The organism is Atopobium sp. oral taxon 199 str. F0494 (assembly GCF_000411555.1).
GTDB lineage: Bacteria > Actinomycetota > Coriobacteriia > Coriobacteriales > Atopobiaceae > Lancefieldella.
This window is the reverse complement of record NZ_KE150486.1, coordinates 121,733-134,232: the sequence shown is the minus strand read 5'-3', so window position 1 is coordinate 134,232 and position 12,500 is coordinate 121,733. Positions and strand designations below refer to the sequence as shown.

11 protein-coding genes are annotated in these 12,500 nt (G+C 54.7%); all 11 read right to left on the bottom strand.

What is annotated here, in order from left to right:
- Positions 1-16: 16 nt before the first annotated feature.
- Positions 17-1,048, bottom strand: coding sequence for a phospho-N-acetylmuramoyl-pentapeptide-transferase (gene mraY, locus HMPREF1527_RS00540; protein WP_016476751.1), 1,032 nt, complete (start codon positions 1,046-1,048; stop codon positions 17-19).
- Entirely contained in the window at positions 1,038-2,483 is a 1,446-nt protein-coding gene (gene murF / locus HMPREF1527_RS00535) for a UDP-N-acetylmuramoyl-tripeptide--D-alanyl-D-alanine ligase (protein WP_016476750.1), read from the bottom strand. Before murF ends, mraY begins: the two co-directional genes overlap by 11 nt.
- Positions 2,484-2,495: 12 nt before the next feature.
- On the bottom strand, positions 2,496-4,307 hold the full coding sequence (locus tag HMPREF1527_RS00530; RefSeq protein ID WP_035433569.1) for a penicillin-binding protein 2: 1,812 nt from the start codon (positions 4,305-4,307) through the stop codon (positions 2,496-2,498).
- Positions 4,308-4,317: 10 nt separating this feature from the next.
- The gene (locus HMPREF1527_RS00525; protein WP_016476748.1) at positions 4,318-4,743 is read right to left on the bottom strand and encodes a cell division protein FtsL; all 426 of its coding nucleotides are present in this window, start codon (positions 4,741-4,743) and stop codon (positions 4,318-4,320) included.
- A gap of 56 nt (positions 4,744-4,799) precedes the next feature.
- Positions 4,800-5,777, bottom strand: a complete 978-nt coding sequence (gene rsmH / locus HMPREF1527_RS00520; protein ID WP_016476747.1) for a 16S rRNA (cytosine(1402)-N(4))-methyltransferase RsmH — start codon at positions 5,775-5,777, stop codon at positions 4,800-4,802.
- A gap of 18 nt (positions 5,778-5,795) precedes the next feature.
- Positions 5,796-6,233 carry a division/cell wall cluster transcriptional repressor MraZ gene (locus HMPREF1527_RS00515; protein WP_016476746.1) on the bottom strand — a complete coding sequence of 146 codons (438 nt, stop codon included), beginning with the start codon at positions 6,231-6,233 and terminating at the stop codon, positions 5,796-5,798.
- 408 nt (positions 6,234-6,641) lie between these two features.
- A complete protein-coding gene (locus tag HMPREF1527_RS00510) occupies positions 6,642-7,676 on the bottom strand; it encodes an ABC transporter ATP-binding protein (protein ID WP_016476745.1) in 1,035 nt (344 codons plus the stop codon).
- A complete protein-coding gene (locus tag HMPREF1527_RS00505; RefSeq protein ID WP_016476744.1) occupies positions 7,676-8,761 on the bottom strand; it encodes an ABC transporter ATP-binding protein in 1,086 nt (361 codons plus the stop codon). Before HMPREF1527_RS00505 ends, HMPREF1527_RS00510 begins: the two co-directional genes overlap by 1 nt.
- Before the next feature lie 12 nt (positions 8,762-8,773).
- On the bottom strand, positions 8,774-9,730 hold the full coding sequence (locus tag HMPREF1527_RS00500) for an ABC transporter permease (protein ID WP_016476743.1): 957 nt from the start codon (positions 9,728-9,730) through the stop codon (positions 8,774-8,776).
- Positions 9,730-10,665: an ABC transporter permease gene (locus tag HMPREF1527_RS00495; RefSeq protein WP_016476742.1), complete on the bottom strand. Its 936-nt coding sequence runs from the start codon at positions 10,663-10,665 to the stop codon at positions 9,730-9,732. Before HMPREF1527_RS00495 ends, HMPREF1527_RS00500 begins: the two co-directional genes overlap by 1 nt.
- A gap of 80 nt (positions 10,666-10,745) precedes the next feature.
- Positions 10,746-12,392 (bottom strand): ABC transporter substrate-binding protein, encoded by a 1,647-nt coding sequence (locus HMPREF1527_RS00490; RefSeq protein WP_016476741.1) that lies wholly within the window; start codon positions 12,390-12,392, stop codon positions 10,746-10,748.
- Between the last annotated feature and the right edge of the window lie 108 nt (positions 12,393-12,500).

The window sequence follows — 12,500 nt, the reverse complement described above, 5'->3', positions numbered from 1 at the left end:
CTCCTAGGCAGACATCTTATCCGAGTTGAAAATAGAGGGCGAAGCCAAGCGCAGCGAAGGCTCCGGAAATGATCCAGAAGCGGATAACTACCTTCGTCTCATTCCAGCCGAGCTTCTCAAAATGGTGGTGCAGGGGCGCCATCAAAAACACGCGCTTGCCTGTGAGCTTGAAACTGACCACCTGGATAATGACTGAAAGCGCTTCAATGATGAAGAGCCCACCCATCACCAAAGAGACCACTTCGGTCTTTGTGAGCACGGCCAAGGCCGCAAGAGCCGCTCCCCAGGCAAGAGAGCCGGTGTCGCCCATAAAAATTGAAGCGGGATAGCTGTTGAACCAGAGAAAACCGATGCAGGCGCCGGCGATAGCGGCGGCAAAGACAGCTAGATTGACCTCACCGTACCGAAAGGCCACGGCCGCCATGACCAGCATAACCACCATGACGCACCCGCCCGCGAGGCCATCAAGGCCATCAGTCAGATTGACGGCGTTAGACAAACCGGCCATCAGTAAAAAGACAAAGAAGAGATACAGCCACGGCACGTTCACTGTCGTGTTTCCAAACACAAACGTTGACGTCAAGACGCCTAAATTGATGCTGAACCCGCCCGGAAACGCAATTACGGGCGCGATGCCCAAGACGTTGACGGACAGCAGACAAAACACTACCGAAATGGTAATCAGACCCAGCATTTTCTGAGAAGGTGTCAGGCCCAGCGAGCGGCGATGCGCCACCGATTCAATGTCGTCAAGAAGACCCAGCGAGCCGGTCAGCAGCATAGCAGCCATCGCGAGAATAAGATCGGTACTCCAGGTAGAGCACAGGACGCAGGTGGCTACGGTCGCAAGCAGCATGACCACGCCGCCCATCGTAGGAGTTCCCTGCTTTTTCAGATGCTGCTGCGGACCGTCCGCACGTATCTGCTGCCCTACGCCCTCCTTGCGCATCATCCGTATGAAGAGCGGCATCCCTACAAGCGTGATAGCCGCTGAAATACCGAAGGCGAGAAATACCTGATAGGTTGGATAGGCCGGATTACCGATCATTCGCAACCACTCCTTTGACAAACGCATCAAGTCCGGCAGAACGAGACGCCTTAACCAGCACGACATCTCCGGCCTCTACTACAGGTGCAAATATCTTAGACAAATCTTCAACAGTATCAAATGTCTCAATGGCGTCTTCCGAAAGACCCATCACGCGCGCCGCCTCAGCCATCTCGCGCGCAGGACCCGTGCCGACAAAAACCGCCATATCGATGGGTTTCGCGGCGACATAAGCGCCCACATACGCGTGGAGGCGCTTCTCGTCAGCGCCAAGCTCTCCAATCTCGCCAAGAATAGCAATGCGCCGTCCCTTGGCCGGCATGTGACACAACACGTCAAGCGCCGCCGCGACAGAGTTCGGACTAGCGTTGTACGAGTCGTCAATAATGCGCGCACCGTTAGCGGCGGTAAGCACCGAAAGGCGCATGCTGACGGCAGGCATAGACGCAATGGCGTCAAGAGCGGCATCGCGGTCAAGCCCCAAGAGCGTGATTGTTTCCAGGGCCATTAAGGCATCGTCCACCACGGCGCGACCCGGCACCGAAAGCGTTACCGTCTTTTTCCAGCCATCACAGGCTACAAAGGTTGCGGTAGGAAGACTCTCCTCATTGACGGATATGTCTTCAGCTCTCAAAACGTCTTCAGCTCGCGTTCCCACGCACACCGTGGAGACACCCGCAGGACGCGCGAACTGCTCGCTGATAAATGAGGTAAAATCGCCCGCGCTTCCCAGAATGAGCGTAGGTTGAATGCTTCCGTGAGCCTCCATGCCTTCCACAATCTCAGCCTTGGCGCACGCGATATTCTCGCGGCTGCCGAGAAAACCGATGTGGCTGGTACCAACATTCGTAATGACGGCAAGAGCCGGACGACAGCAGCGTGTAAGGCGCGAAATCTCGCCTTTGTGGTTCATGCCGCATTCGCAGACCAGCACCTCCGTGTCCTCGGGAGCCGAAAGCACGGTCATCGGAAGGCCAATGAGGTTGTTGTGATTGCCTGAAGTCGCATGCACGCGCTTGGCCGTCGCGATGCCTGTTTTCAGCATGTCTTTGGTAGTGGTCTTGCCGACAGAACCGGTCACGGCAACCACCGTCCAGCTCGGATGCAGGCGCCGCCACTCCCCCGCAAGGCACAAGAGAAACTCTTCGCAATCATCGTCAACCGCGCGAAGTACACTTGCTCCCATCGCACCGGCGTGGTCGAGTGTGGCCGCCGCGGGCTCAGCGCTGACGCATACGATTGCGGCTCCTGCGTCAAGCGCCGCGTCAACATAGGAGTTTCCGTCGACCTTCTCGCCAGCAAACGCGACAAAAAGCGAGTCCTTGTCAACGCGGCGGGAATCAATCTCCACCTCGCCGGCAAGCGGGCGCGTTCCCTCTACAAGAAGCGCGGCTTGTGTAGCCTTGGCTACGTCCCGCGCAGACATGCGAATCATATGACCTCCCACTTACTGTGTCGCAGGCGGAATGCCCAGCTGCGTGACAGTCGCTTTCATGAATGTTGAAAACGTTACCGCAGCCGACTGGGACGCCAGCTGGGACGTATCGTTAAGACCAACATATACCAAGACGTCAGGATCTTGCGCATTGGCGAAGCCACAAAGCGAAGAGACGTAGTGGCCAGAGTTGTCATAGGCGCTCGTCTTTTTGTCCACCTGCTGACCGGTTCCCGTCTTACCGGCGACGTCATACCCCTGCACCTGCGCGCGGACGCCGGTTCCCTCCCGGATGACTGTGCGGAGCATGTCCTTCTCGCCGTCGCACGTCGCCTCACTCAAGACGCCTTCTTTGACCGGCCAGTCAATATCCTTGCCGCCCATGGAGGTAGCAAAGTGGGGCGTTACCAGATTTCCACCGTTGGCGACGGCCGCGTAGACGCGCGTGACCTGAATGAGCGGGATGGCAAGCCCCTGCCCAAACGACATGTTGCCGCCCGTATACGACTCATATTTGTCAATCGGTTTCACAATGCCGTCCGCTTCTCCGGGAAAATCAATGCCGGTCGCGTGGCCGATGCCGAGGTTCTCAACGCCTTGAGCAAAGCGTTCATCACCGATGATTTGAGTCTCAAGGGTTGCCATGCCAACATTGGAAGAACGGCGCATCATTTCGGTGACCGTCATGTCCATGGCGCTGCCGCGCCAGTCATCGTCTTCAACGGTATGGCCACCCACGTCGATGGTAAGCGGAACAGTAAAGGTGGAATTGGGCCCAAAGAGGTTGTTTTGCATGCCAATAGCCGTGGTTACAACCTTAAAGACCGAACCGGGCTCGTAGGAATTGGACACCAGCTTAAACGTCAGTGAATCAGGGTCAAGCTCAGTTTTGCCCGAGAAGTCCGGTAGCGGATACGAACATGCCGCGTAAATTTCGCCGTTTTTGGGGTTCATGGCGAGAAGAGAGCCGCCGTCTTTGGCTTCATTGTCCTTGACTGCCTGCGTGAGCTGTTTTTCCGCTTCCTGCTGCAAGGCGATGTCAAGCGACAGTACAATATCCTTGCCGTTTTGTGCTTCAGTTACCTGAGAAGATCCCCCGGCGATAGGCGTGCCACCAAGACCCGCCTCCATAATCATCTCGCCATCTTTGCCGGAAAGCTCTTTGTCGTAATAGTATTCGAGACCAGATATCCCCTTGCCCTCGCTGCCGACATAGCCCAGGATTTGGACACCAACGTTTCCATACGGATACACACGCTTGGTGTTGTCAACGTAGTACACGCCGGCAAGCTTCTTTTCCTCAAGCGCGGCTTTGACCTTCGCCGCCGCGTCTTTGTCCGCCTGACGCTTAACGTAGGCGAAGGTAGTATCTTGCTTGAGAGCGTCAAGATAGTCGCCCGGTTTTCCGCCGAGGTTGTCCGCAAGCACCTGCGCTACGCCGGAGGGGTCTTTAATCTCCTTCGGATTGCAATAGATATCTTTGCAGTCAACGCTCATAGCAAGGACGTTGCCGTTTCTGTCATAGATGGTGCCGCGCTTGGCGTGAAGCGTTATAACGTTCGTTCGATTTTCTTCAGCGCCTTTTGCAAGGCTTTTTTGATTGATGACCTGGTAGAAGAAGAGAAATCCCAAAATAACGACGGCGATAAAACCCATGATGGCAAAAAGCACGGTAAAGCGGCGCCCAAAAAGAGTATCGTCGCTTGCCGCGTTGCCGACAACGCCCGCGCGGGTGCGATAACGCACACGAGAGGCCTCGTCATACGAGGCCTCCGGAGCATTCCTCCGCCTGCGGCGGTTGTTATTTCTCGTCGTAGTACTCACAGCATATAGTTTACGCCTGCGGAGAGCCGTTGAGGTTCAGGACCGCACGGTTCTCAGAAAGTTTCATGCCATAGTTCTGCGTCGCGATTTTCTCGATTCGAGTATTGCTGGAGAGAAGGGAGCGAGAGATGCGAAGGTTGTCGTTTTCCGTTGTCATCTGACGCATCGTCACACGCGTCTCATTGTTCGCTTGGAGTTTTGAGACGGTCATTGTGGAGATTGCCACACGTCCCACGCCCACAGCGAAAACAAGTGCAAACGCGAGAACCGCCATCACAACGGCAGAGACAAATTGAGAGGACACGCCACGGCGCGCATGGGCATCAAGGCCACCGCCGGTAACCACTTCAAATGAGGGACGAGCAGATGTCTGACGGCGCTCGTAGGCCCTCTCTTCTGCGGTCATGTCAATCGCCTCTGATGCATAGCGTGCCATGTTGTTCAATCCTCTCGTGGGCTTTCACCCGGTGCGCAGGCTTCCCTGCTCTTCTTTCATATGTTCGCGTCGCGTTTTACCGCTACGCGCATGAGCGCGCTTCGCGCCCGTGGGTTTTTCGCAATCTCTTCCGGCGTGGCCGTCAGAGGTTTTTTGGTCTTCACATCGACTATCGACACTTGTCCGCACACGCAGACCGGAAGGTCAGGCGGACAGATACAACCCTGGCTGAGCTCGGAAAAAACATGCTTGACAATGCGATCTTCAAGCGAGTGATACGAAATCACGCAGATTCTGCCCTTGGGATTTGCCCATGCAATCGCAGAACGAAGACCGCGCTCAAGCACGTCAAGTTCATGATTGACCTCGATACGCAGCGCCTGAAAGGTCTTACGGGCGGGATGTCCGCCATGACGACGGGCCGCCGCGGGAATTCCTTCCTTGATAACCTCCACAAGTTGCAAGGTCGTCTCGATAGGAGCCTTCTTGCGCGCTTCCACAATGCTGCGCGCGATGCGCGGCGCAAACTTCTCGTCGCCAAAAACGCGAAGGATACGGGTGAGGTCGGCTTCGGTATAGGTGTTGATGACCTCTTGCGCGGTTGGAGTGTGTTTCCCCGGATCCATTCTCATATCCAACGGGGCGTCTTCGCGGTACGAAAAGCCCCTTTCTGGGATATCAAGCTGCGGTGACGACACGCCGATGTCAAAAAGGAAGCAGTCCACGCCGGGAACTTCCGCCTTGACGAGAAGTTCGTCAAGGTCCCCGAAGTTGCCCTTGAGCGGCAGAAACTCCGCGTCAGGAACTTCGCGCGCCATGCGGGCGGCTGCGGCCTCGTGCGCCATAGCATCCTGATCAATGCCAATGGAAAGGCCGTCGGGCACGATACGCTTTGCAAGTTCAATGGTGTGCCCAGCTCCGCCCAGCGTGCAGTCGCATACGATTTCGCCCGGCTTGGGATTAAGTTCTCGAAGCACTTCGGCGAGCATCACAGGTTGGTGCCGATATTCAACTGTCAAGTTGCTACGTTCCACGTTCTTCTCGCCTTTGCCCTACGAGCCGAAGATGAGATTCTCAAGAGCGTCGACACCGCTATCGGCATTGAAGTAGTCGTCCCACTTCTCGGTGTCCCAAATCTCAATGTGGTCACCGTTGCCAACGATAGTGACGTCGCGCTTGAGATCAAGATCCCCGCGGGCAGTCGGATCGGATTCGTCGATCTTGCCCAGAGCCACGCGGCCGGCCGAGTCGATATCGACCGTCGTCGCACGGGCATTGAGAGACCGCAAAGCCTTATCCACCTGACGGGGATCCTTACCTTCCATAGGAATGGACGCAACAAACGCCTCGTAGGCTTCAGGCGCGTAGCCGTGAAGCGCGTCCTTGCGGCGAATGAGAACGACAGAATCGCCCAGCTCTTTGCGCTGAGTTGCCGGAAGCGTGACACGAATCTTGGAGTCCAATGAGCGCTGATACTGACCAGTGAGCATGTCCTCCTCCTTTCGTATCGTCTCGAAGCCTTGAGCTTCAACGTCTTGGGTCCTTTGGGCCGCAAGACCGATGCCGGATCGTGTAGTCGCGTCTGCCGAGTGTGCCGCGCGTAGTGTGTTTAGGGTGTATGTGCGCGGCGGTCGTCGGCATAACGCTCATTCGCCATTCGAACGTGAGATAAATATAGCTCAATTCAACACTTTTAAACACTAGAAAACACTTTGCCCCACAAAATATTTTCTCCACTTTTAGCTGGGAGGATGTCGCTTGTATGAAATTTCGTCCTGTAACCACAATATCTAGTAGAAAACCCTGCTTCTCCATACAAGAAGCAGGGTTACCAGTACAAATGTACTATTTTTTAGAAATGTGTTTAGATTATGTGGGAATCACACACAACGCCTCCGCTATAGCGGCTTACGCTCCTCAGCGCTCAGGCTCTCGTCATACAAATGGCACGCACACACATGGCCCGATTTTGGTTCCAACAGCTCGGGCCTCCGCTTTGAGCAGACCTTCATAGCCTTGGGACAGCGCGTATGGAATACGCATCCCGAGGGCGGATCGGCCGGACTAGGAACATCTCCTTGCAGAATCTTTTTGTCCTGGATATGCTCATGACGAATGCGCGGAATGACGTCGAGAAGAGCCTGGGTATACGGGTGCAGCGGATCTTCGAACAGCTCTGACTTAGACGCAAACTCCATCTCATGGCCCAGATACATCACCATAACGGTATCGGCAATGTGGCGAACCACGGAAAGGTCGTGGCTGATGAAGATATACGACAGCCCGTGTTCGCACTGAAGCTGCTCAAGCAAGTTGATTACTTTTGCCTGCACAGAAACGTCTAAGGCTGATACGGGCTCATCACATACGACAATCTCAGGCTCAAGCACAATAGCGCGGGCGATACCAATACGCTGACGCTGGCCACCGGAGAACTCGTGCGGATAGCGGTACTTGAAGGCAAGGTCAAGTCCCACTTCCTGCATAACCTCTTCAATGCGGGCGTTACGCTCGGCGCGGGTCGGATATGCTTGTGCAATATCTATCGGCTCGCCGATGATATCCATGACCGTCATGCGAGGGTTCAAGGAGCTGTACGGGTCCTGAAAAATGAGTTTCATCTTCTGCCGGGCGTCTTTCAGCGCGGAACCCTTGAGGCTGGTAAAGTCCACTCCATCAAGCATCACTTTGCCTGAGGTAGGCTCAGTCAAACGAAGCACGCACTTGCCGGTTGTAGACTTGCCGCAGCCGGACTCCCCGACAATAGCAAGCGTCTCGCCCCGGTGCAGCTCAAACGAAACGTCCTCAACGGCGTGAATAACAGCGCTCGAACGGCTGAACACACCCGACTTGATAGGATAGTGTTTGACCAGATGTGCAACGCTCAGCACCACATCGGCTGAATCATTGTTTTTTTGCAAGCTGTCGGCCATTATTCACCCCACTCCTTACGATACTTCCAACATGAGACGGTGTGACACTCGTTTCCCTCAACCGGCTCCGACTGCGGACGCTTCTCGCGGCAGATATCTTTCGCAAACGGACAGCGCGGATGAAACGGACAACCCGTCGGCATCGCGGAAAGCATCGGCACGTTACCGGGAATGGCGTACAGTTCCTCAGAGCGCTCATCAAACGACGGAATGGACGCGATAAGACCCTGGGCGTAGGGATGTAAGGGATTCGTAAAGAGCTCCGCCGCCTGCGCATATTCAACACGGTGGCCCGCATACATAACAAGGACCCAGTCGGCCATCTCGGATACGACACCCATGTCATGCGTGATGAGCATAATCGCCGTACCCATCTCAGATTTCATGCGGTCAATAATCTGCAGGATTTGAGCTTGTACGGTCACGTCGAGCGCAGTCGTAGGCTCATCGCAAATCAGAAGCGATGGCTGGCACGCCAGAGCCATGGCAATCATGACGCGCTGCCGCATACCGCCGGACAACTCATGCGGATAGCTGCCAAAGACCTTCTCGGGCGCGGGAATACCCACAAGCCTAATCATGTCGAGCGCGCGGGCTCCCGCCTCCTTCTTTCCCATTTTGGGATTGTGTACCAAGATACCCTCGCGGATCTGATCTCCCGCTTTCATAACAGGATTAAGCGAGGTCATGGGCTCCTGAAAAATCATGCCAATGCGGTTCCCGCGGAAAGGTCGCATGCCGTCACGCGAAAGCCCAGCTAGGTCAATGCCTTCAAAAACGATACTGCCGCCCGTGATCTTTGCCGGCGGCTGAGGCAGAAGTCCCATCACCGAAAGCGCAGTCATCGATTTGCCGCAGCCCGACTCACCCACCACAGCCAGCGTTTCACCGCGACGCATACTGAACGAAAGGTCGTCAACGGCGGGCAGCATTCCATCTTCGGTAAACAGCGTAACGTCCAAGTGACTGACGTCGAGAAGAACGTCTCTGTTGCGCTGTTCTTCTCGCTGCTCACGCGCTGTCTTTTTGGCAAGTTCACGCTCTTTAAGGCTGCAAAAGTCAGCGATTTTGGTAGTGTTTTCCATGGTGTCCCTCCCCTACGAGCGCATCTTCGGGTCAAGCGCGTCGCGCAGGGCATCGCCGAGCAGGTTGAACGCCATAACAGTAATGATAATGGCAATACCCGGGATAATACTGTACGTTGGGTTGCTTTGGATGTAGGGCTGTGAGGCCGAAATCATCTGCCCCCAACTTGCCGTCGGCGGCTGCACGCCAAGACCCAAAAACGAAAGGGAGGCCTCAGACAGAATGGCGCTTGGGATGCCGAGCGTCGAAACCACAATCAGCGTCGACACGCAGTTAGGAAGCAGGTGGCGCAAAATAATGCGCAGGTCGTTGCCACCGGATAAAACGCATGACTGAATGTACTCGGAATTTTTGAGCCGCATGACATCGCCACGAATCAGCCGCGCTGTAGTTGTCCACATCAAAAGGCCAAGCGCCACATAAAGGTTAATGAGACCTGGTCCCATCACAAACATGATGAGAATGGCAAACAGCAAGAACGGGAAGCTAGAGAAGACCTGAATAACAAAGGAGATAACCGCATCAACGCGGCCGCCGTAATAGCCGGCCACAACACCGGCGGTAAACCCAATCAACAGGGCTATCAGCTGCGAAACAACGCCTACGGAAAGCGAAATCTGGCAACCGTAAATGACGCGCGACAAAATGTCACGGCCAAACTCATCGGTGCCAAAGGGGTGCGCCGCACCTGGAGCCGCCAGCATATTGGAGAGCTCCTGCGTCTTGAAGTCATAGGGCGCAAGCACCGGCGCGAGAAGCGCCACCAGCACCAAAATACCCACGATACCGAGGCAGAACACGCCCAAACGATTGCGCTTGAAAATGTTCCAACTTACCGCCCAATAGCTGGTTGCCCGAGTCTTGCCGGTGCGGACGGTTTCGGCTTGCTGAGCCTGCATGGCGTCGGCGGCAATGCGCTCCGCTTTTTGGACGCTCTTGCTGTTATTGTCTCCGGTAAATATCGCCATTACTCCGACGCCTCCCCTCCGAGCCGAATACGCGGGTCGACAACTGCGTACAGGATATCCACCACAAGATAGATTGCCACGCAGATGACCGCGATGTACATGACGCTTCCTTCAATGAGCGGCAGGTCACGCGCGTTAATTGCATCAAGTAGAAGCTTACCCATGCCGGGCATGGCAAAAATGGACTCAATCAGAATTGATCCCGTAAGAATGTCTCCCAGCTGCGTTCCCGCGATGGTAATGATGGGAATCAAGGCGTTGCGCAAACCGTGCTTGATAATGATTGACCAGCGGGAAAGACCTTTTGCCTCAGCGGTTCGTATGTAATCTTGGTTGAGTACGTCCAACATGCTCGTGCGCGTAACGCGAGCAATGCTTGCAGCATAGCGGGTACCCAGCGCGATAATCGGCAGTACATACGCGGCAGACGTCTTGACGCCAGATAGCGGAAACCATTTCAGATTCAGCGCGAACACAATCTGAAGCACGATAGCCACCCAAAACACCGGAGCCGAGATGCCAAAGACCGCCAGTGACATAAGCGTACGGTCCAGCCATTTTCCATGATTGACAGCAGCGATAATGCCCATCAGCAGACCAAACACCACCGCAAACACATAGGCAAAAGCCGCCAGCTGCAGCGTTACCGTAAGCGCCTTGCTCATAAGCGCGATGACGGATTTTTTCTGCGTGTACGATGTGCCAAAATCGCCGTGCAGGATATTGCCAAACCAGTGCGCGTATTGCTCCGGCACGGGCCTATCGAGCCCCATGGTATGACGTACCTGCTGGACGGTTTGCTCGTCAGCCATATCACCCATCATAACGCGGACCGGATCTCCCGGAACCACATTCAAAATGAAAAAGGTCAGCGCGGAGATGCAGATAACAACTCCCACCGCCTGAAAGATTCGTTTGATGAGAAACGATCTCACCAGTGCTCCTCTCCTGGCCTTAAAGCGGACGGCGCGCGCGAAAAGCGTACGCCGCCGCCGGCTCAAACATAGGATATCGATTAGTCTTCAGGTACTTTGTATTCAGCGTCAGACGTATCAATATCAAGGTCGAAGAAGTGGTAAATCAGGTTTCCTACTTTAGCACCTTTGACGTAGCTCTTTGCCACAAAAGAGTTCTTTGGCCAAAACAGCGGAAGAGTCGCATACTCGGTGCGGGTCAGCAAATTATCCGCGGCCTTATAATCCTCCGCGCGTTTATCCTTGTCCGTTTCCTTGCGAGCATCCTCCAGATACTTGTCAAAGTCAGCGTTGTTATAAAACGATGATTTCTTTACCGCATTCTTGCTGGAGAAATAGGTATCCAGATGCTGAGAGCCATCGGCAAAGAGCGCGTACCAGCCCAGCGTCGTTATCTGAAGATTGCCGTTCGCCCAATCCTGGTTCCACACGGCGTTATCTTCTACCTGCACGTCAAGCGTCACGCCTGCCTTTTGCCAGTAGTCTTGCACGGCAATGAGGAGTTTCTCGCTTGATTTTCGAACCTTGCCGGTCAGTTTGAGGTCGGAAACTCCCGCCTCAGCGAGAAGGGCCTTAGCCTTGTCAACATCATAGGCAAAGACCGGCGCATTCACATCGAAACCGGGAATTTGCTGCGGCAGCCATCCGGAACAGGCAATGCCATTGCCATTGGCGAAGGTGTCCACGAGCTCCTGACGGTTAATCGCATATGAAAGGGCCTGACGAACCCTTACGTCAGTAAGGCCGTTGTCTTCCTTGAGATTCAGATTGATAAAATTCACACCAAGCGTCGGATAGCTGGTGATCTGGTCTTTGAGATCCGCGTCACCGGAGTATTGCTTAAAGAGGGCCGCCGGCAAATCGCACCAGTCGAGGTCCCCGTTTTTGTACGCCAACAGCTTTGTGTTGTCATCGTCATAATACGTAATGCGAATTTCATCAAGCGCGGGCGCACCATCATGATAGTCATCGAACCGTGTGAGCTTGACGGCCGTAGTGTCATCGTTTTCAGCAAGCCGATACTTGCCGGTACCGACAAGATTTGTACCGGTGCCCCAGTTCTTGCCGGCCGCCTCACAAGCCGCTTCCGGATAAATGCAGGCATACGAGATGCCAAGCACACTGATAAAAGCCATATTTGGTGCAGTAAGCGTAAAGGTAAGATGCGTATCGTCTTTGATACTCAGACCTTCAAGCTCTGTAGCGGTTCCCGCGAGCATCTCCTGAGCGCCTTTGATACCAGAAAAGAAACTGGTGGAAAGCGCTCCTGTTTCGGGCCTGAACATACGCTCAAAGGTGTATTTGACATCCGTTGCCTTAAGTTCAGTACCGTCGTGAAACTTCACGCCGCTTTTGAGCTCAACGTTTAGCGTAATGCCATCGGGCTCAAAGGAAGGAACCGTCTTCGCAAGGCAGGGCACGAGTTCGTTTTCCTCGGTCCAGCGCAAGAGACCCTCACAGATAGAATCGGCCACGGCTGCTGATTGTGAGTTGTTCGCACGCTGCATATCCAGCCCCTGCTTGGAGTTGGTGGAACCAAAGCGCAGAATCTTCTTTTTATCACTGCCGCCGCTCTTCTCGCCTTCACCACCGCCGCATGCAGCAAGCATCATAGATGCGCCACCACCTGCTGCTGTCATAGCGGATGCCTTCAAGAACTCACGACGGCTTACAGAATTGTCCAGCATTGCGCACCTCTTTCATAATCGACGTTGATAGGCTACCCTGCTGGGGCCTGATTACTATACAAAAGCGCGCGGACTTCGTTTGCGAAAGCGAGTCGTGCGAAATAACCC